General features: G+C 72.3%; 18 protein-coding genes and 1 pseudogene. 13 read left to right on the forward strand and 6 right to left on the reverse strand.

Translation table 11 applies throughout. The features are described from left to right. Positions 1 to 4: 4 nt before the first annotated feature. Positions 5 to 1,219, reverse strand: coding sequence for a cyclic dehypoxanthinyl futalosine synthase (gene mqnC / locus AMK29_RS09390; protein WP_073810374.1), 1,215 nt, complete (start codon positions 1,217 to 1,219; stop codon positions 5 to 7). Between the two features lie 220 nt (positions 1,220 to 1,439). Further along, positions 1,440 to 2,312 carry a menaquinone biosynthetic enzyme MqnA/MqnD family protein gene (locus tag AMK29_RS09395; protein ID WP_073810375.1) on the reverse strand — a complete coding sequence of 291 codons (873 nt, stop codon included), beginning with the start codon at positions 2,310 to 2,312 and terminating at the stop codon, positions 1,440 to 1,442. 261 nt (positions 2,313 to 2,573) lie between these two features. Between AMK29_RS09395 and AMK29_RS09405 the strand changes: the two genes are divergently transcribed. After that, positions 2,574 to 2,777, forward strand: coding sequence for a cold-shock protein (locus tag AMK29_RS09405; protein ID WP_015035453.1), 204 nt, complete (start codon positions 2,574 to 2,576; stop codon positions 2,775 to 2,777). A 112-nt stretch (positions 2,778 to 2,889) separates the two neighbouring features. Here AMK29_RS09405 and AMK29_RS09410 read toward each other — a convergent pair whose 3' ends face one another. Further along, a complete protein-coding gene (locus AMK29_RS09410) occupies positions 2,890 to 3,726 on the reverse strand; it encodes a M23 family metallopeptidase (protein ID WP_073810376.1) in 837 nt (278 codons plus the stop codon). Between the two features lie 190 nt (positions 3,727 to 3,916). Between AMK29_RS09410 and AMK29_RS09415 the strand changes: the two genes are divergently transcribed. The 5 genes and pseudogenes from AMK29_RS09415 to AMK29_RS37770 form a co-directional block, all read left to right on the forward strand. After that, the gene (locus tag AMK29_RS09415) at positions 3,917 to 4,321 is read left to right on the forward strand and encodes a J-domain-containing protein (protein WP_073810377.1); all 405 of its coding nucleotides are present in this window, start codon (positions 3,917 to 3,919) and stop codon (positions 4,319 to 4,321) included. Further along, positions 4,318 to 4,824 (forward strand): mycothiol transferase, encoded by a 507-nt coding sequence (locus tag AMK29_RS09420; RefSeq protein WP_198942202.1) that lies wholly within the window; start codon positions 4,318 to 4,320, stop codon positions 4,822 to 4,824. The genes AMK29_RS09415 and AMK29_RS09420 overlap by 4 nt, the downstream gene beginning before the upstream one ends. A gap of 355 nt (positions 4,825 to 5,179) precedes the next feature. Continuing rightward, entirely contained in the window at positions 5,180 to 6,088 is a 909-nt protein-coding gene (locus tag AMK29_RS09425) for an FG-GAP repeat domain-containing protein (RefSeq protein ID WP_073810379.1), read from the forward strand. Between the two features lie 249 nt (positions 6,089 to 6,337). After that, positions 6,338 to 6,832: a hypothetical protein gene (locus tag AMK29_RS09430; RefSeq protein ID WP_073810381.1), complete on the forward strand. Its 495-nt coding sequence runs from the start codon at positions 6,338 to 6,340 to the stop codon at positions 6,830 to 6,832. Then, positions 6,786 to 7,055 (forward strand): annotated as a pseudogene (locus AMK29_RS37770) (hypothetical protein); the annotation flags it as partial. The gene AMK29_RS09430 and the pseudogene AMK29_RS37770, both read left to right, overlap by 47 nt. A 153-nt stretch (positions 7,056 to 7,208) precedes the next feature. Here AMK29_RS37770 and AMK29_RS09440 read toward each other — a convergent pair. Continuing rightward, positions 7,209 to 7,646 carry an ATP-binding protein gene (locus tag AMK29_RS09440; RefSeq protein ID WP_073810766.1) on the reverse strand — a complete coding sequence of 146 codons (438 nt, stop codon included), beginning with the start codon at positions 7,644 to 7,646 and terminating at the stop codon, positions 7,209 to 7,211. An 89-nt stretch (positions 7,647 to 7,735) separates the two neighbouring features. On the opposite strand from AMK29_RS09440, the gene AMK29_RS09445 reads away from it, so the two are divergent. The 3 genes from AMK29_RS09445 (at position 7,736) to AMK29_RS09455 (ending at position 10,771) form a co-directional block, all read left to right on the forward strand. Then, entirely contained in the window at positions 7,736 to 7,966 is a 231-nt protein-coding gene (locus tag AMK29_RS09445; RefSeq protein ID WP_073810385.1) for a DUF397 domain-containing protein, read from the forward strand. Continuing rightward, positions 7,963 to 8,586 (forward strand): HAD family hydrolase, encoded by a 624-nt coding sequence (locus tag AMK29_RS09450; RefSeq protein ID WP_073810386.1) that lies wholly within the window; start codon positions 7,963 to 7,965, stop codon positions 8,584 to 8,586. The genes AMK29_RS09445 and AMK29_RS09450 overlap by 4 nt, the downstream gene beginning before the upstream one ends. 190 nt (positions 8,587 to 8,776) lie before the next feature. After that, positions 8,777 to 10,771: a serine/threonine-protein kinase gene (locus AMK29_RS09455; protein ID WP_073810388.1), complete on the forward strand. Its 1,995-nt coding sequence runs from the start codon at positions 8,777 to 8,779 to the stop codon at positions 10,769 to 10,771. On the opposite strand, the gene AMK29_RS09460 is transcribed toward AMK29_RS09455, so the two are convergent. Continuing rightward, positions 10,760 to 11,167, reverse strand: coding sequence for a Zn-ribbon domain-containing OB-fold protein (locus AMK29_RS09460; RefSeq protein WP_073810390.1), 408 nt, complete (start codon positions 11,165 to 11,167; stop codon positions 10,760 to 10,762). The two genes, AMK29_RS09455 and AMK29_RS09460, sit on opposite strands and share 12 nt — an antisense overlap. Further along, a complete protein-coding gene (locus AMK29_RS09465; protein ID WP_073810392.1) occupies positions 11,164 to 11,616 on the reverse strand; it encodes a DoxX family protein in 453 nt (150 codons plus the stop codon). The genes AMK29_RS09460 and AMK29_RS09465 overlap by 4 nt, the downstream gene beginning before the upstream one ends. 152 nt (positions 11,617 to 11,768) lie before the next feature. On the opposite strand from AMK29_RS09465, the gene AMK29_RS09470 reads away from it, so the two are divergent. The 4 genes from AMK29_RS09470 (at position 11,769) to AMK29_RS09485 (ending at position 20,000) form a co-directional block, all read left to right on the forward strand. Further along, entirely contained in the window at positions 11,769 to 12,920 is a 1,152-nt protein-coding gene (locus AMK29_RS09470) for a flavin-containing monooxygenase (RefSeq protein WP_073810393.1), read from the forward strand. A 321-nt stretch (positions 12,921 to 13,241) separates the two neighbouring features. Then, a complete protein-coding gene (locus AMK29_RS09475; protein ID WP_073810394.1) occupies positions 13,242 to 15,464 on the forward strand; it encodes an acetate--CoA ligase family protein in 2,223 nt (740 codons plus the stop codon). Between the two features lie 75 nt (positions 15,465 to 15,539). Next, positions 15,540 to 16,259: an enoyl-CoA hydratase/isomerase family protein gene (locus AMK29_RS09480; RefSeq protein WP_241845243.1), complete on the forward strand. Its 720-nt coding sequence runs from the start codon at positions 15,540 to 15,542 to the stop codon at positions 16,257 to 16,259. Positions 16,260 to 16,427: 168 nt separating this feature from the next. Further along, the gene (locus AMK29_RS09485) at positions 16,428 to 20,000 is read left to right on the forward strand and encodes a hypothetical protein (RefSeq protein ID WP_073810399.1); all 3,573 of its coding nucleotides are present in this window, start codon (positions 16,428 to 16,430) and stop codon (positions 19,998 to 20,000) included. Positions 20,001 to 20,013: the final 13 nt, after the last annotated feature.

Below are 20,013 nucleotides of genomic sequence, written 5' to 3' on the forward strand. Positions count from 1 at the left end.
CGCGTCAGTTGGCGTCGAGGAGCTTCAGCTCCGGGTGGGCCGTGCCCCCCTCGATCGCGATGGACGAGATGTGCGAGGCGACCCGCTCGTCGACCGGGTCGTTCGCCGGGTCGTCGTGGACGACGAGGTGCTCGTACGTGGTCGCGCGCTGCGCCGGGACGCGGCCCGCCTTGCGGATCAGGTCGATGATCTCCTGGCGGTTGGAGCGGTGCTTGGCACCGGCCGAGGAGACGACGTTCTCCTCCAGCATGATCGAGCCCAGGTCGTCGGCGCCGTAGTGCAGGGAGAGCTGGCCGACCTCCTTGCCGGTGGTCAGCCAGGAGCCCTGGATGTGGGCGATGTTGTCCATGAAGAGCCGCGCGACGGCGATCATGCGCAGGTACTCGAAGAGCGTGGCGTGCGTGCGGCCCTTGAGGTGGTTGTTCTCGGGCTGGTACGTGTACGGGATGAAGGCCCGGAAGCCGCCCGTCCGGTCCTGCACGTCACGGATCATGCGCAGGTGCTCGATCCGCTCGGCGTTGGTCTCGCCGGTGCCCATCAGCATGGTGGAGGTGGACTCGACGCCCAGCTTGTGGGCGATCTCCATGATCTCCAGCCAGCGCTCGCCGCTCTCCTTGAGCGGGGCGATGGCCTTGCGCGGCCGGGCGGGCAGCAGCTCGGCGCCGGCGCCCGCGAAGGAGTCGAGCCCGGCGGCGTGGATGCGGGTGATCGCCTCCTCGACGGAGACCCCGGAGATCCGGGCCATGTGCTCGACCTCGGACGCGCCGAGGGAGTGGATGACCAGCTGCGGGAAGGCCTGCTTGATCGCGGCGAAGTGCTTCTCGTAGTACTCGACGCCGTAGTCCGGGTGGTGGCCGCCCTGGAACATGATCTGGGTGCCGCCGAGCTCCACGGTCTCCGCGCAGCGGCGCAGGATGTCGTCGAGGTCGCGGGTCCAGCCCTTCTTCGTGTCCTTCGGGGCCGCGTAGAAGGCACAGAACTTGCACGCCGTCACGCAGACGTTCGTGTAGTTGATGTTCCGCTCGATGATGTACGTCGCGATGTGCTCGGTCCCCGCGTACCGGCGGCGGCGCACGGCGTCGGCGGCGGCGCCGAGGGCGTGCAGGGGCGCCGAGCGGTAGAGGACGAGCGCCTCCTCGGGGGTGATCCGGCCACCCGCGGCAGCGCGGTCGAGAACGGCTGCGACATCAAAAGACGTGAGTTCGGCCTTCTCGGTCACCGGTTGTGTCCCTTTCGGAGGGGTTCTTGCAGACCGAACCAGCGTACGCCAGGGCTCCTCGCGGCTTCCGCTGGGTGCCGCGTGCGGGCGGCGCGGCCCGGCACGGATATACGGGCGAATTACCGGACGGGGACGCGCCGGCGAATTCGGGGAAACGGAATGGGGGGCCGCGCGGATTCCCCCGGCCGGAGGCGGCCGGGGGAATGGGCCGGCCGCCGCGCTATCGCCGTACGGGCGGAAGGAGTTCGACCGTGACGTCCCCGGGGAAGCCGGTCGTGGGGCCGGTGCGGCGGGCGAACTCACGGACGCCGGCGAGCTGCTCCGGCCCGAAACGGAAGTCGAGCGTACGGAAGTACCGCTCCAGGAGTTCCGCGTCGAAGGTCTCCCAGCGGGCGGCCTGCTCGGCGACCTTCGCGACCTCCTCCAGGGAGAGGTCGCGCGAGGCCAGGAACGCCTGGTGCACCTCGTGGACCGTCTCCGGTTCGCGCGCCAGGTAGTCCTTGCGCGCCGCCCACACGGCGAAGACGAACGGGAGGCCCGTCCAGTCCTTCCACATCAGCCCGAGGTCGTGGACCTGGAGGCCGAGCCGCGGCGCGTCGTGCAGCGAGGCCCGGAGCGCGGCGTCGCCGATGAGGACGGCCGCGTCGGCCTCCTGCATCATCACGCCGAGGTCAGGGGGGCAGGTGTAGTAGTCCGGCGCCACCCCGTACCGCTCCGAGAGCAGCAGCTGGGCGAGGCGCACGGACGTCCGGGAGGTGGAGCCGAGCGCGACGCGCGCCCCGTCCAGGTCCTCCAGGGGACGCTGCGAGACGATCACGCAGGACATGACGGGCCCGTCGCAGCCGACGGCGATGTCCGGCAGGGCCACGAGGTTCTCGGCATTGCGGAGGTACTCGACGAGGGTGATGGGGCCGATGTCGAGATCGCCCCGGACGAGCCGCTCACTGAGCTTCTCGGGGGTGTCCTTCGTCAGCTCCAGATCGAGGAGTGTTCCGGTTCTGGCCAGGCCCCAGTACAGGGGGAGACAGTTCAGGAACTGGATGTGCCCGACGCGGGGCCGGCTGCGCTGCTGCTCGTCGGTTGCATTGTCCACATAGTGAGGCTAGACCCGTCTCGTACCGTGGGCATCGGCGGGGCACGCGCGTCAGCGCGGGGAGCGAGATCAAACACGCGAGTGACGTGATCTTTCGCTCTTCCGCCCCGAGCGTCCTGCGTGCTACGCTCAACGCAAGTTGCAGTTTGGTTTCCCTTGCAGTACAGAGCCTGCGGAGCATGTGACCCGCAGGCTTTTGTAGTTTTCAGACTTGTTTGCAGGTTCTGGAGCAGGGCGACCCTTTGGCCCATAGGAGGGCTCATGGCTACCGGAACCGTGAAGTGGTTCAACGCTGAAAAGGGCTTCGGCTTCATCGCCCAGGACGGCGGCGGCCCGGATGTCTTCGTCCACTACTCCGCGATCAACGCGAACGGCTTCCGTTCGCTCGAGGAGAACCAGCTCGTGACCTTCGACGTCACGCAGGGCCCGAAGGGCCCGCAGGCGGAGAACGTCTCCCCGGCCTAAGGGTCTGGGTCGGCGACACGCACGACTAGTAGAGCAGTACCAAGGAGCCCCGCTCCGTGCCCTCGGGCACGAGCGGGGCTCCTGCCCTTTCCGGGCGCGCCTCGCGGGCCGCTCAGCAGTTCGGGATGACGGTCCCGTTGTTGTCGCGGGCCTCGTCGTTGCCCCAGCGGGACAGGTAGTACGCCGAGACGTACGCGCCGTAGCCGTTCTTCCCGGCGTAGACGGTGTCGAGGTCGGTCTTCAGCCACCAGTGGTTGTAGTTCCCGGAGCCGTCACGGATCTCCTGGCCCCAGACCTTGCAGTAGACGTAGTTGAGCCCGGCGTTCAGGACACCCTGCGGGGCGGTGGTGTTCGCCTGGGCGTAACCGGTGGCATTGGCGAAGGTGTCGACCCAGTACTTTCCGCCTCCCCCTCCCGAGCAGCCGTTGTCGCTGGTCAGGGACTTGGACCCGTAGGAGCCCGGATAGGGGGCGAGGGAGGCGCCGTTGATCACGATCGACTGGCCGACGCCGTTGTAGAGCTGCTCGTAGTGGATGTGGGCGCCGGAGCTGTTGCCCGTGCTGCCGGTGGTGCCGATCTGCTGGCCCTGGGAGACGGCGGCGCCGTTGGCGACGGAGTAGGCGTTGAGGTGGAAGTAGTACGTCTTCCAGCCGCCGCCGTGGTCGACCACGATGTAGTTGCCCGCGCCGGACGGCTGGGAGTAGCGGTAGGCGGTGCCGGACGCCGAGGCGAGGACCGGGGTGCCCGCGGTCGTACCGCCGTCGGAGCGGACGAAGTCGAGGGCCTGGCGGACCTCGGCGGAATGGTGGCTGTAGGTCCAGGTCTGGCCGCAGGGGAAGGGCGCCTTGAAGACCGGCGCGGCCTGGGCGGGGCCGGCGGTGACGAGCGCGGTGAGCAGGCCCGCGACGAGCGCGAGCAGGGTGCCGAGGGGGGTGATCCGAGCACGCATGCGTCCTCCGGTACGTGGGGGTGGGTGCGGTGGTCGGGCAGGTCCGTGGGCGGATGTCGGTGGGGCGGCAGGACAAGGTTCTGGGCGGGGTCGACGCGCGTTGAACGGACCACAGCGTGCCGGAAGATCGCGTGTCGGAGTAGACCGCCGTCACCACACCCCCAGGGCGCGGCCTACGTAGTCTGGACATATGACCGAACGCAAGCCGCCCGGAGTCAGCTTCGAGTCGTTCGTGGACAAGCAGATCCGCGAGGCGTCCGAGCGGGGTGAGTTCCGCAGCCTGCCCGGCTTCGGCAAGCCCCTTCCCGACGACTCCGCCCCGTACGACGAGCTGTGGTGGATCAGGGGCAAGATGCACAGCGAGGGCGCTTCCGTGCTGCCGCCCTCCCTCGCCCTGCGCAAGGAGGCCGAGGACGCGGAGGCGGCGGTGACCGCGGCCGTCTCGGAGAGCCAGGTCCGCCGCATCCTCGGAGAGATCAACACCAAGATCGCCGAAGCCCTCCTCCGCCCGCCGGCCGGGCCTCCGCTGAACCTGAAGCCCTTCGACGTGGAGGCCACGGTGGCACGGTGGAAAGCCGAAAGGAGCCACCCGTGAACAGCGCCGCCCTGCTGACCGACTCGTTCGGCCGTATCCGTGAGGTCGTCCACGAGGCCGTGGAGGGCCTCACGGAGGACCGGCTCGCCGAGCGCGTCGATCCCGACGCCAACTCGATCGCCTGGCTCGTCTGGCACCTCACCCGCATCCAGGACGACCACCTCGCGGGCGCCTACGGCACGGAGCAGCTGTGGACGTCGGACGGCTGGCACGAGCGCTTCGGGCTCCCGTTCCCGGCGACGGCGACCGGCTACGGGCAGACGCGCGCCCAGGTCGGGAAGGTCCGCGCCCCGGCGGAGCTGCTGCTCGGCTACCACGACGCCGTGCACGCGCGGACGGTGGAGCTGATCGGCCCGGTCACGAACGGGGACCTGGACCGGGTCGTCGACACCGCCTGGGACCCGCCGGTCACTCTCGGCGTCCGCCTGGTGTCGGTGATCTCGGACGACCTCCAGCACGCGGGGCAGGCGGCGTACGTACGGGGTGTGCTGGAGCGGCGGTGACGCCCGGGGGGGGAGAGGAGCGGCGGGTGCCGGGCTGGCCGCCTCCCGGCCGGCGTCTGAGGGCCTCAGGGTCTGAGGACCCGAGTGCCTGCATGCCTGAGCCTGGAGCGTCCTGGAGTCTGGGCGCCTGAGCGTTGAGCGTCCCGGCGTCTGAGCGTCTGAGCGTCTGAGCGTCTGAGCGTCTGAGCGTCTGAGCGTCTGCCGTAGATTATTCGAATTTCCGGTGAACACCAGTGCAACCGTCCGGCCGCTGCGCATGTCTGACCGGGTGGCACGTAGCGATCTTCCACGTGCCGCTCGGTTCACGGGTGTCGCTGACCGCACGCGCACCCTCCTTGGGGGAGGAACGTTTCACTTGTCCAGCACCGTCATGCCCCGCCGGCGCCTCGTCGCGGCCGTCACCGTCACTCTCGCCGCCACCCTCGGCGTGACCGCCCTCGCCGCTCCCGCCGCCGGTGCCGCGACCGCCCCGGTCACCCGGCACGACTTCAACGGGAACGGCACCCCGGACCTGCTCCAGATCGCCCAGGACGGCAAGGTCCACCGCTACGACACGGCGTACGACGCGAAGACCGGCAAGGTCTCCGCGAAGGCGCCCGTCGCCGCGGCGTCCGGCTGGTCGCAGAGCTCCCGCGCCGAGGCGACCGGCAACCTCGGGGGTTCCACCGTCGGCGACGCCGTCAGCGTCGGTCACGACGGCCGCCTGCGGCTCTACAAGGGCCGCGGCGACGGCGGCTTCGACGCCCCCGTCAGCGTCAGCGCCGGATGGCACACGTACAACCACCTCGTCGGCGGCGCCGACGTCACCGGCGACGGGAAGCCCGACCTGCTCGGCGTCTCCAACCACGGCGGCGACCTGTGGGTCCACACCGGCACCGGCAAGGACACCGCTCCGTTCCTCCCGGCCCGCAAGAAGGTCGGACCCGGCTGGGGCGTCTACCACCACCTGGCTCTCGGCGACTTCGCCGGAAGCAAGGCCGGCGACATCGTCGCCTTCGACGTCCACGGGGTCCTCTGGCTCCACCAGGGCAGGGGCGACGGCACCTTCGCCAACCGCACGAAGGTCGGCGCGGGCTGGAAGGTCTACGACGACATCGTCAGCGTGGGCGACGCCAACCGCGACGGCCGCGACGACCTGATCGGCGTCGGCGCCACCGGTGCCGCCTTCTACAAGGGCACCGGCGCGTGGAGGGCCCCGTTCGCTCCGGCCCAGCCCTTCGCGCTGAACGTCATCCCGAACCCGTTCCGGGAGCTCTTCATCTGATCGGCGGACGGTCCGGACCCGGCCAGGCCGGTCCTGACCCGCGGCACCCCAGGGGGTACGGGCTCACGCCCGTACCCCCTGGACGCGGGCGATAGGACGACGTTCGACCCGGTCGCCTGACCGGGCCTTCGCGACGAGTCCTCCGCACGGGATTCTCCGACCAGGCGTACAACCTTTCGATCCCGGGAGGGGTCGTGTACGGCCGTGGCGGCTTCCGCCACGCCCGTACACGTGAGGGAGTAGCCCGCCTTGGCCCGTACACCCCTGCCCCGCCACCGGTTCGCGTCAGCCGTCACCGTCGCGCTCGCCGTGACGGTGGGGACGCCGGCGGCTTCGCCGTCTTCCGCGGCCGCGCCGTCCTCCCTGGCTGCCGCGCCGGCATTCGCGGCCACGGCCGTGGCAGAGTCGACGCGGCAAGGTGTCCTGCCGTTCCCGGTCGACGCGCAGATCGGCGGTGCGGGCCCGACGGGCTTCCTGAGCAGCCCGAGCAGCACATCGACGAGCACCTACCGGTGGACCCGATACGCGGACGGCACCACGTCCGAGCTGCCTCCGGGGCGCTACGCGTCGAGCTGGCAGACGGATACCGTCACCAAGCTCGAGTACCCGGTCTACACCCTGTACGACATGGCTACGGATGCCGAGCCCGTGGTGATGGATATCAGCACCCTCGGCGAGGGTTACGGGCACGCTCGCAGTGCCGGTTCCTCGTTGGTCGCGACCCGACACCGACAAGGCCGGTGATCTCTGGCTGCACAAGAGCACCGGCGCAGCCGCCTCGCCCTTCGCCCCGCGCAAGAAGGTCGGATACGGCTGGGGGATCTACAACCGGATCACCGCCACCGGAAACATCGGCGGCGGCCCGGCCGGCGACCTGGTCGCCCGCGACACCGCCGGCGTCCTGTGGCTCTACCTCGGCAAGGGCGACGGCACCTTCGCCCCGCGTACGCGGATCAGCGGCGGTTGGAACGAGTACCAAGGCATCGTCAGCGTCGGGGACTTCGACCGCGACGGCCGACCGGACCTCTGGGGACTCTCCCACGGCATCCTGCGCGTCTACAAAGGCACGGCAATTGGCGTGCTCCGTTCGGGCCCAGCGAGTGGATCGATAACTTCAGCACTACCCCCGAGACCGTGTTCTGACGGGCCTGGGGCCGGACAGCGCCACCGTCGCCCAGACGGTCTTGCCGACGCAGCGGTCCCACACGCCCCACGCCGTCGCGAGGGCGGCCACGAGCAGCAGCCCGTAGCCGCCCTCGTCCGGCTCCCGGGCCGGTAACGGCCGGCGCTCGCCCCTCGCGTCGGACAGTTCGATCCGTACGTAGTCGTCGGCCAGCTCCATCCGCACCTCGAAGTCCCGGCCCGTGACCCGGCCGTGGAGGGCGGCGTTGCTGGCGAGTTCGGCGACGACCAGTTCGGCGGCCTCGGCCGCGGGACCCGGTACGCCCCAGTCGTGGAGCTGCTGCACGGCGAGTAGCCGGGCGAGGCGTGCGCCCCGGCGCGTCGCGGAGAGCCGGAGCGTGAACTCACTGGTTGGAGTGGTGGTTTCGGACTTCATGACCACGAGAGTGGGGCGTCGGCCGTACGCTGACCAGGAGCGACGCGACGACGCTGAGTAACTGTACGGGTGCGCCAAAAGGGCGGGATCTGGCCTGGTTCAAGAGCAGCTACAGCAGCGGCGAGGGCGGCAACTGCATCGAGGTGGCCTACGACTGGCGCAGGTCCAGTTACAGCGGTCCGGAAGGCGGCAACTGCGTCGAGGTCGCCGCCCACCCCACCACCGTGCACGTCCGCGACTCCAAGGACCCCCACGGCCCCCAGCTCGCCGTCGCCCCGGCCGCCTGGGCCGCGTTCGTGGCCGTAGCGTCGGGCGTGTGACCAGCAAGAAATTCGTTCTCTTCGATGTGGACGGCACCCTCATGGACGCCGTCGCCAACCAGCGGCGCGTCTGGCACGAGTGGGCCGCGCACCACGGGCTCGATGGGGACGAGGTGTACGCCGTCGCGCTGCGGACGCGCCCCGTGGAGACGTTCGCGGCCGTCGCACCGACCCGCGACCCGGACGAGTGCCTCGCTCTCCTGCACGCGCTGGAGGACGAGGACGTCCGTGCGGGGACGTACGCGGCGTTCGAAGGGGCCGCCGCGCTGCTCCACGCCCTGCCGGTGGACCGGTGGGCGCTGGTGACGTCGAACTACGAGCACCGGGTGCGGGGCAGGTTCGAGCGGACGGGGCTTCCGCTGCCGGGGCTCGTCATCGACGCGGCCTCGGTGGTGGAGGGGAAACCGTCTCCCGTCCCGTACCTCACTGCCGCCGAGAAGCTGGGCGCGGACCCGGCGGAATGCCTGGTGATCGAGGACGCGCCGTCCGGGGTGCGGTCCGGTCTCGCGGCCGGGATGACGGTGTGGACGGTCAACACCGAGGCCCCGCACCCCGAGGCGCATCGCCACTTCCGGACCTTGGCGGAGGCGGCGCCGGAGATCCTGGCGGAGGTGAGGTAGGGCCTCCTGGCCCGGCACCCGCGCCGCGGCTGCGCCATATCGCGCCTTCGGTTCTCTCTTCGGTGCCGTTCTCCGCATGTGGCTGGGTGGTTAACGTATCCGGCCTATGGCCAGGTTCCTCAACCACACCTTTGCAAACGGCACTTGATCGGCATTCAGATCATCAGACCCCTCAGCTACTGTGTGGCCCATGCAGGGGGAACCGGAAAACAACTCAAGTCCGGACAGTCTGAGCGGCAGCGGGGCCACGCCGCTCGATGTGGGGGATCCTCGTCAGATCGGGGCGTTCCGGCTGCTCGGCGTGCTCGGGTCCGGCGGTATGGGGCGGGTCTATCTCGGCGCCGTGCCCGGGAAGTTCGCGGCGGTGAAGCGGGTCCTTCCCGTCCTCGCCGAGGACGCGGACTTCCTCCGTCACTTCGGGCACGAGCTCGACAACCTCGCCCGGCTGCCCGCCGGCGCCAACACCAAGCTGCTCGCCAGCGACCGCACGGCGAAGCCGCCGTGGTTCGCCACCGAGTTCATCCCGGGCATCACCCTCAACGAGGCCGTCCGGCTGAACGGCGGCCCGCTTCCCGGCGAGGCCCTCTGGCGCCTCCTGCGTGAGGCCGCCGCCGGGCTGCGCGTCGTGCACGGCGCCGACATGGTGCACCGCGACCTGAAGCCGTCCAACGTCATGCTCACCTCCTCCGGTCTCTCCCTCATCGACTTCGGTGTCGCCCGCGCCGCCGACCAGAGCCGCCTGACCAAGACCGGCATGGTCATCGGCACGCCCGCCTACATGGCCCCCGAGCAGGCCATCGCCGAGCCGCGGCTGACCGGCGCCGCCGACGTCTTCGCCCTCGCCAGCCTCCTCCTCTACGCCGCCAACGGCCGCCCTCCCTTCGGCGACGGCTCCGGGCCCGGGCTGCTCTACCGCGTCGTCCACGGCGAGCCCGACTTCGGGCGCCTCGCCGAGACCGAGCCCGAGCTCGCGGAGCTCGTACGGAAGTGTTTCGCGAAGGACCCGGCGGACCGGCCCACGGCCGACGAGCTCGTGGGCCTCGCCGAGGAGCGTGCCACCGGGGCCGGGTGGCCGGCGTCCGTCGCCGAGCGGATCGACGAGCGGGCGACGTTCGCCGCCGGGGCGCCCACGGCCGAGCAGCTCGCGGAGCTGGAGCGCGCCGAGCCCGCCCAGGACGTGGCGACGGCCTCCCTCACCCCGCAGGCCGGCCGGGAGCCGGCGACCGGCTCGCCCGATCCGCTGGCCGTCACCGGGCAGGCCGGTCCGCCGCAGAAGCGCCGCAACCGGTTCGTCATGCTCGCCGTGCCCGTGGTCGTCGCGACCGGCACCACCCTGACCGTCGCCCTCGGCCCGTACGAGATCGGCCGCCTCGGCGCGGCCCCCGGTTCGTCGGGGACCCCGTCCGCCGTGGCCTCGCAGCCCGCGTCCATACCCTCGTCGTCCACCCCCGGATCGCCGTCCGCGAAGCCCCCCGTTGCCACGAAGCCGGGCGTGAAGCCGCCGGCCTCCACGCCGCCCGGGTCCTCCCCCGGAGCGCCGCTCCCGCCCCCGCCCGCCGGTGGTGGCGGTGCGGTGGGTGGTGGCGGTGCGGCGGGCGGTGGCGGTGGTGGTGACGTGGGGGGTACCGGGGCCCTGCCCGGGGGCGGGTCCGGGTCCGGTGGGGGCTCGACCACCACCTTGCCCTCCGGCGGCGGGACGACGACCCGTCCCGCTCCCCGGCCGACGACGCAGGCGCCCGCGCCGCCTCCGCCCCCGCCGTCCACCGGCGGGTCGTCGCCCTCGGGGACGTACTCCCTGGAGAACGCCTCCAACGGGCAGTGCCTGGCGGAGAACGACGCCGGGTACGCCGTCCTCGTCAACACGTACGAGTGCGGTTCCAAGCCCACCAACGGCGGCCATCTCGCCTACTCCTGGACCTACTCCCCCGGCGCGAACGGCACCTTCCGCCTGGTCAGCAGGATCTCCGGGAAGTGCCTGCAGCCGTCGAGCTCCGCCGTCACCGTCGCCCCCTGCAACGGTTCCAGCACCCAGTCCTGGAAGATCGGCACCACGACGTCCTCCGGGCGGACCATCAAGAACATGAGCAACGGGTACTGCCTGCTGACCGGACCGCCGTTCGTGATGACGTACACCTGCAACGCAGGCGACCGCGCCTACCTCTGGCGGAACATCTCAGCCCTCTGACCGTGGCGGGCCGAACACGGGGACGGTGACGTCCCCCTCCCGCCGGAAGGCGACCTCCAGGTCCATCCCGATCCGGAGGTCGCCCTCCGGGACGCCGACGACCTCGGTCATCATGCGGGGCCCCTCCGCGAGGTCGACGACGGCGGCGACGTACGGGACGCGCTCGCCGAACGGCGGGAGGTCGTTCCGGTGGACGACCGACCACGTGTAGAGGGTGGCCCGGCCGCTCGCCCGCTCCCAGCGGACGTCCTCGCTCCAGCAGTACGGGCAGAACTCGCGCGGGTAGTGGTGCGGCCGGTCGCAGGCCGCGCAGTGGCGGAGCAGCAGCCGGCCTTCGGCGGCGGCGTCCCAGTAGGGGCGGGTGAACGCGTCGATGTCGGGGTCGGCGGCCGTCATCGGAAGAGTCCGATCGCGGAGTCGAGGGACCAGGTCTGCCACGACATCGCGAAGAGGGCGACGAGGGAGATGAGCGCCATCATCGCGTTCTGCCCCTGTTCGGCCCAGTCGTGGATCATCAGGACGAGGTAGAGGAGGTTGAGGAGGAGGCCGCCGACGAGGGCGACGGGGGTGAGGAAGCCGGTGACCAGGCCGAGGCCGAGAGCGAGTTCGGCGTAGACGACGACGTACGCCATGAGCCTGGGGCGGGGGGCGACGACGGCGTCGAAGCCCTTCCTGACCGCCGGCCATCGGTGCCGGCCGGCGATCTCGGCGGCCCACGCGATGCCGGTGCCGCGCTCGAACCAGCCCTTCCTGTCCTTGTGGCGCCAGCTCTCCAGCCACCACAGGCCGAGGCCTATGCGGAGGACGGCGAGCCATTCGGCGCCGGTGAGCCAGACGGTCTGCATGCGCGTCCCCTCGTCGAGCCGTATCTGACGGTACGTCAGTTCAGCGCAGGCCCGGCGCCGAGCGCAAGGGGCGGGCGGGCGTGACCGATTCGCAACCGAACCCCGTCCCGGTCGAGACCCACTACGTGTACACGTCATTACGCTCAGCATTCATGGTCACCACCCCCCATGAACCGCCCGTCCACCCCGTGTACGTGATCGGCGGCGGCCCCGGCGGGCTCGCCGTCGCCGCCGCCCTGCGCGCGCGGGGCGTCCGGGCCGTCGTCCTGGAGAAGTCCGACGCCGTCGGCGCCTCCTGGCGCGCCCACTACGACCGGCTGCGGCTGCACACCACGCGACGGCTCTCCGCCCTCCCCGGACTGCGGATCCCCCGCTCCTTCGGACGCTGGGTCGCCCGCGCGGACGTGGTGCGGTACCTGGAGAAGTACGCCGAGAAGCACGAGCTGGAGATCGTGACGGGCGTCGAGGTCTTCCAGGTCGAGCGGGCGGGCGAGGAGTGGGTGCTGCACGCCACCGGCGGCCGGCGGCTCACGGGCCGCGCCGTGGTCGTGGCCACGGGCTACAACCACACCCCGCACGTCCCCGACTGGCCCGGCCGTGACGCGTACGAGGGCGAGCTGAGCCACGCCCGTACCTACCGCAACCCGGAGCCGTACGCCGGGAAGGACGTCCTCGTCGTCGGCATCGGCAACACCGGTGCCGAGATCGCCGCCGACCTCGCCGAGGGCGGCGCCGCCCGGGTCCGGCTCGCGGTCCGGACCGTGCCCCACATCGTGCGCCGTACGACGGCCGGATGGCCCGCCCAGCGCTCCGGCATCCTGATACGGCGCCTGCCGGTGGCCCTCGTCGACCGCCTCGGCGCCGTGATCGCCCGGGTCGCGACGCCCGACCTCACGGCGTACGGGCTGCCCCGCCCCGACACGGGCCTCGCCACCCGGCAGCGGGAGGGCGCGGTGCCGGTGCAGGACGTGGGCCTGATCGACGCCGTACGGGCCGGGAAGGTCGAGATCGTCGCGGCCGTCGAGGCCTTCGAGGGCGGCGAGGTGGTCCTCGCGGACGGGAACCGGATCGCCCCGGACGCGGTGATCGCGGCGACCGGCTACCGCCGCGCCCTGGAACCGCTCCTCGGACACCTGGACGTACTCGACGGCTCGGGCCGCCCGGTGACCCACGGCGCCCGCTGCCCCCGCGAGACCCCCGGCCTGTACTTCACGGGCTTCACGAACCCGATCAGCGGGATGCTCCGCGAGCTGGCGATCGACGCGGAGAAGATCGCGCGGCGGATCGCGAAGGCGGGGCGGTAGGGCCCGCGCCGGGAAGGGCGGCCGGGTCGGGACCGGCGGCCATGGCGGGGCGGTGAGCCCTCGCAGGTGGGACGGTCGCCCGCCAGCATGACGGCGTGACAAAGATCGTCAAGGGGAACTGGACCCTGGAGGTCCGCCCGCCGAAGGAGAGGGGCTCCGGCAGGTTCTGGCGCCGGGCCGCGCGCCAGGCCACGTCCGGAAAGTCCCACCTGCCCCCGCTTCGAAGCCGGTCCGCTCCCGCCCATTCCTGACTGGCCGTCAGTTCTGTAACCTGACTAAGCGTCAGGTTCTCTGTCATGGGCGGAAGGGTGGAGCGGAACGATGCTCGGATCGACTCACGGCACCTTCACCACCGATCTCCGCGCCCGCGTGGTGGCCTGCGGAGAGCCCCCGACGACCGCCGTGCACGGTGTCACCGCCGTCGCCGGCGACCGGGACGTCAGCGGGCGGCCGCTGTACGCGCCCGTGCCGGACCTGGACCGGTTCTTCCGGCCCGAGTCCGTCGCCGTCGTCGGCGCCTCCGACACCGAGGGGCGGCCCAACACCGGGATCACCCGGCAGCTGCTCGCCTGGGCCGAGCGGGTCGGCGCCCGGCTCGTGCCCGTGCACCCCACCCGTACCAGCGTGTTCGGGATCGACTGCGTGCCCTCCGTCGGCGCGCTCACCGAGCCCGTCGACCTCGCCGTCCTGCTCGTCGCGGATCCGCTGCCCGTCGTCGAGGAACTCGCCGCCACCAAGGTCAGGTTCGCGGTCGCGTTCGCGTCCGGGTTCGCCGAGACCGGGGCGGCCGGCGCCGCCGCGCAGGAACGTCTCGCCGCCGCCGTCCGCCGCTCCGGGCTCCGGCTCCTCGGCCCCAACACCAACCTCAACGCCTTCGAGCGGTTCCGCGAGGACCTCGAAGGGCCCGCCGTCGCGCTCATCACCCAGTCCGGTCACCAGGGGCGGCCCGTCTTCACCCTCCAGGAGCTGGGCGTCCGGCTCTCCCACTGGGCGCCCACCGGCAACGAGGCCGACCTGGAGACCGCCGACTTCCTCTCGTACTTCGCCGGACGGCCCGAGGTCGGCGCCATCGCCTGCTACGTCGAGGGGCTCAAGGACGGCCGCTCGTTCCTCCTCGCCGCCGACCGCGCGGCCCGCCACGGCGTCCCCGTCGTCGCCGTGAAGGTCGGGCGCACCGAGACCGGGGCCCGTACCGCCGCCTCCCACACCGGCAAGCTCACCGGCGCCGACCAGGTCGTCGACGCGGCCATGCGCCAGTTCGGGGTGATCCGGGTCGACGGGCTCGACCAGCTCCAGGACACCGCGACGCTCCTCGCCCGCGCCCGGCGGCCGGTCGCGGAGGGCGTCGTCGTCTACTCGATCTCCGGCGGTACGGGCGCCCACTTCGCCGACCTGGCCACGGCCGCCGGGCTCGACCTCCCCGCCCTCCCGCAGGCCAAGCAGGACGAGCTGCACCAGTGGATCCCGGAGTACCTCGACGTCGCCAACCCCGTCGACAACGGCGGTCACCCGGTGGGCGACTGGCGCGGCCGGAAGATCATCGACGCGATCCTCGCGGACCCCTCCGTCGGCGTCCTCATCTGTCCCATCACCGGCCCCTTCCCCCCGATGAGCGACCGGCTCGCGCAGGACCTGGTCGACGCGGCCGAGGCGACGGACAAGCTGGTGTGCGTGGTCTGGGGCTCGCCGGTCGGCACGGAGGACGCGTACCGCACGACCCTGCTCGGCTCGTCGCGCGTCGCCACCTTCCGTACGTTCTCCAACTGCATCGGGGCCGTGAAGGCCTACCTCGACCACCACCGCTTCACCACCGGCTACCGCTCCCCCTTCGACGAGGCGCCCCGCACCCCCTCCCCGTCCCTCCGCAAGGCGCAGGCCCTCATGCGGCCCGGCCGCCGGCTCAGCGAACACGCGGCGAAGCAGCTGCTGCGGGCGTACGGGATACGCGTCCCCCGCGAGCAGCTCGTCACCAGTGCGGCGGCTGCGGTGCGGGCCGCCGGGCTCGTCGGCTATCCGGTGGTGATGAAGGCCTCCGGCACCCAGCTCGCCCACAAGACGGAGCTGGGCCTGGTGAAGGTCGGGCTGACCTCGGCCAGCCAGGTGCGGGACGCCTACCGCGAGCTCACCGACATCGCCCGCTTCGAGTCCGTCGACCTCGACGGCATCCTGGTCTGCCAGATGGTGGGGCGCGGGGTCGAGATGGTGGTGGGCGTGACCCACGACGAGCTGTTCGGTCCGACGGTGACGGTCGGTCTCGGCGGGGTCCTGGTGGAGGTCCTGAACGACACGGCCGTGCGCGTGCCGCCGTTCGGCGAGCGGGAGGCCCGCTCGATGCTCGCCGAGCTGCGGGGCCGGGCGCTCCTCGACGGCGTGCGGGGCGCGCCGCCCGCCGATGTCGACGCGCTCGTCGAAGTCGTCCTGCGGGTGCAGCGGATGGCCCTCGAACTCGACGGCGACCTCGCCGAACTGGACATCAACCCGTTGATGGTGCTGCCGCGCGGGCAGGGCGCGGTGGCCCTGGACGCGCTCGCGGTCTGCCGTTAGGAGCCGTTTGTGGACGAGGTCCTGCACAGCGTCGCGAACGGCGTCTCGTGGATCACGCTCAACCGCCCCGAGGCGATGAACGCGGTCACCCGGGACCAGCGGGAGCGGATCGTCGCCCTGCTCGCCGAGGCCTCCGCCGACCCGGGGATCCGCGCGGTGGTCGTCACCGCCACCGGCCGGGGCTTCTGCGCGGGCGCGGACCTGCGGGGCGCGCCGGCCGCGAGGGAGCAGGTCGCCGGGGACGTGGCCCGGATGATCCGGCTCGGGGCCCAGCGGTTCGTCGGAGCCGTACTGGACTGCGAGAAGCCGGTGATCGCGGCGGTGAACGGCACGGCTGCGGGGCTCGGGGCGCATCTGGCGTTCGCGTGCGACCTGGTCCTCGCCTCCGAGTCGGCGCGTTTCATCGAGGTGTTCGTCCGGCGGGGTCTCGTCCCGGACGGGGGCGGGGCGTATCTGCTGCCGAGGCTGATCGGGCCGCAGCGGGCGAAGGAGCTGATGTTCTTCGGGGACGCGGTGACGGCGGCGGAGGCGAAGGAGCTGGGCCTGGTGAACCGGGTGGTCCCGGCGGAGGACCTGGAGAAGACGGCCCGGGAGTGGGCCGAGCGCCTGGCGCAGGGTCCGACGCGGGCCCTCGCCCTGACGAAGCAGCTGGTCAACGCGTCGCTGGACACGGACCGCGCGTCCGCGTTCGCGGCGGAGGCGGTGGCGCAGGAGCTGAACATGACGACGAGGGACGCCCGGGAGGGGGTGGCGAGCTTCGTGGAGCGGAGGGGGGCGCGGTACGAGGGGCGATAGTCGCGCGACGCGCGTCCGGGGCGGGCCGTATGGTGTGACGCGCATATGACAGAACACCGCTCCGGGGGGAACGGCATGTCCGACTCCGCGCGCTCGCGCACACGATCCCGAAGATCCCGAAGGTCGCTCCTTCTGGTTCCCGCCCTGCTGACGACCCTGCTCGTCCCCATGCTTCCGGCGGGTACGGCCCTGGCGGCCACGCCCGAGCCGGTCGCGTCGGCCGCCTCCGCTTCGGCTCCGGCCGCCCAGGCCCCGGGCGCCCAGGCCCCGGGCGAGCCCGCGGCCCGGCCGCAGGGCGCCGACGAACCGACGCCGACGCCGGACCCGACGCCGTCGGACCCGACGGAGACGGTCACCCCGGCCCCTTCGACGGAACCGACGGCGGAGCCCTGCGCACCGCTCCCGCTCGCGCCGCTGGGTGAGCCGGGCGACGCGATCCGCCAGGTCGCCATCGAGTCCCAGTCCACCGCCTGCTTCACGGTCACCGTCGAGCAGGCCGGCACGCACCGCATCCTCATCGACGGCGGCTACGACACCTACCCGGGGCTGTACTCGGGTGAGGACAAGGTCACGTGCCAGGACTGGTCCTACAAGGACGCCTGGTGCGACCTGGCCGCCGGCCAGTACACGCTGAAGCTCACCAACCACGCCTGGGAGACCGCCCGGAACCGGGTCGCCCTCGTCCCGCTGGCGGCCACCGCCCAGGGCGCGTGCCCCGCCGTCCCCGGCACCGGGTACACCACGGCCCCGGCGACCGGTACGGGCGCCGGCGCGCTCGGCGTCGTCTGCCACACCTTCACCGCCGCCCCGGGCGAGCGGGTCACGACCGAACTGCGGCGCTCCGGCTACGGCGACTCCTTCGCGTGGATCTCCGACGCGACCGGCAAGCGCCTGTGCGTGGAGCGCAACCAGGACGGCTCCGAGGGCTGCGTCCTGCCCGGGGGCACCGGCGGCTACCGCGTCCACGCGATCGTCGGCGACCAGGAGGACGGCACCCGCTCCCCGTACACCCTGAAGGTCCGGCGTCTGTCCGACCCCGAGGGCTGCGCCACCGTCGCCCCGGCCGTCTACGGCACCGCGCCGGACCGGTCCGGACCCGCGACCGGCTGCAAGACCTTCACGCCCACCGCGTCCGGCCGCTACGACGTGCGGGCCGTGAGCGAGGAGGGCCACCGCAGCAACGTCTCCGTGTACGCCCAGGACGGCACCTACGCCTGCCGGGGCTACGACGCGTTCTGCACGCTCACCGCGGGCACCACGTACACCGTCCTCACCGACGACGCCGTCCAGGTCTTCGGCCGCGGCTCCACCGAGGGCTGCGTGGACGGGGTCGCGCTCGCCGCCGCCTACCGGGGCACGTTCTCCGCGCCCGGTGAGGTCCACTGCCTGAACCTGCCGGTGCCGCAGGGCGCGCACCTCGCCGTCCTGTCGGACCTCGGCACCGACATCACGGTGTACGACGCGACCGGCGCCGAGCAGTGCCTCAACGCCACGAACCTGTGGGACGCCACCTGCGTGCTCGGCGGAACCGCCCCCTACCGGGCGGTCGTCGTCGACGAGGACGTGAACGAGGGCGGCGACGGCTACGGTCTCGTCGTCCACCGCACCGACGCTCCCGCGCCCGCCGCCTGCCGGACCTTCACCGCGGGCGACTTCAGCGCGGCCCCGGCCCGCTCGGTCGTCAGGACCGGTGACGGCGTCTTCGCCGACTGCCTCACGATCCCCGCCGGCGCCCACTCCGCCAACGAGCTGTTCCAGATCGCGAAGGGCACGGGCGGCCTGTCCGCCGAGGCCGTCGTGGTGGACGCCCAGGGCAAGGTCAGCTGCGAGATCCGCAACTACTACGGCACCTTCTCGGTCTGTGACCTGACCCCGGGCCTCGCCCACATGGTCCTCGTCCAGGGCCGTGACGCGGCCGGCGAGACCCCGCTGACCCGCCAGGACGTCACCGCGACCGCGGTCGGCTGCGTGACGACCCCGGCCGTCGCCGTCGGCGGCCCGTCCACCGGAGGCGTCCCGGCCGCGCCCGGCACGTTCCAGTGCCGCCGGGTCACGACGTCCGCCGCCGGGGACACCCTGCACCTGGACGTGCGGGACACCGGCGACGCCGTCCGGCTCATGGCGTTCGACGCCGAGGGTGACGTGGTCTGCGACTACTTCACCAGGGGCTGTGCCGCCACCGGTTCCGCCGCGTACCAGGTGCTGCTCCAGGTCCCGGCGGGCGGCACCTCTCCCGCCGCCTACCGGCTCGACGCAGCGCGCATCGGCACGCCTTCCGGGCCCGCCCCGGAGTGCGCCCAGGTGGCGAACGTGAGCTACGGCTTCGGCCCCCTCACCGGCACCCTCAGCGAGCAGCACAGCGCGCTGTGCTGGGCGGTGCCGACCGCCTCGGGCGACCGTTTCGACGTGACCCTCACCCCGGCCGGCACCTTCGAGACGATGCCCCGGCCGCGGCTGTACGACCGGAGCAGCCGTGTGAACGCCTGCGGCGGCGCGTACACGAGCGAGGGCCAGGTCTACCAGTGCTCGCTGTCCAACGCGTACCCGAAGACGGCCAAGCCGACCACGCTCGTGATCGGCCTCCCGGAGAAGCCGGCGCAGACCTCCACGCCGGTCCACGCGCAGTTCTCCTGTGACGGACCCGTCTGCGGGACCGACGAGCGCTCCCTCGGCACCGTCGGTCCGGCCACGCTCGGCCGCGGGAAGATCACCATGACCGTCACCGGCTCGGCGCTGCCCGCCTCCGCCAAGGTCGTGCTGACGAACGGGTCCTACCGGGCCGAGTCCACCACCGTCTCCGTCGCGCCGGACCGGCGCAGCATGACGGTGGCCCTCGACCTGACCGGTGCGCCGCTCGGTTCGCTGAGCACGAGCGTCCACGCGTTCGGCGCGCAGTACATGAAGCCGTCGGTCACGGTGGTCGCCGCGCTCCGCAACACCACCGCCCCCACCGTCGTCGGCACCCCCGTCATCGGTGCCAAGGTGACGGCCGGGAACGGCGCCTGGTCGCCGGCGGCCGACTCGTTCGTCTACCAGTGGAAGGCCAACGGCGTCTCCATCTCCGGCGCCACCGCCTCCTCGTACGTGGTGCCCTCCACGCTCCTCGGCAAGCAGCTGTCCGTGGCCGTCGGCGCCCGCAAGGCCGGACACCCGGCCGTGCTCGCCACCAGCGCCGGCGTGACCGTCAAGGCCCTCGCACCGAAGCCGACACGGAACCCGTACATCACCGGCTCCGCGCGCGTGGGCGGGAAGGTCACGGCCGTGGTCGGCGCCTGGTCGCCCGCGCCGACCTCGTACACCTACCAGTGGCGCGTCAACGGCCTCGCCATCCCCGGCGCGACCGGCGCGAGCTACGTCCTGCCCCCGGCGGCCCTCGGCAAGAAGCTGACCGTGACCGTCGCCGCGCACCGGACCGGCCACCTCAGCGGCGCGTACACGACCGCCGGGTACACCGTCGCCCTCGGCCTCGCGCCGAAGGCGACGACCGCTCCCTACGTCACCGGCACCGTCCGGGTCGGGCGGGTCCTCACCCTCAACCGGGGCGCCTGGACGCCGGCACCGACCTCGTACACCTACCAGTGGTACGCCAACGGGCGGGCCATCGCCGGCGCGACGCGGGCCACGCACACCCTCACCGCGGCGCAGCGCGGGACCCGGATCACCGTCAAGGTGACGGCCCACCGGACCGGCCACACCGCCGGCACCGCCTGGACCCGGTCGACGGCGGCGGTCACCGGCTGACCCGTCCACCCGC

It is taken from the genome of Streptomyces sp. CB02261, assembly GCF_001905665.1.
Lineage (GTDB): Bacteria > Actinomycetota > Actinomycetes > Streptomycetales > Streptomycetaceae > Streptomyces.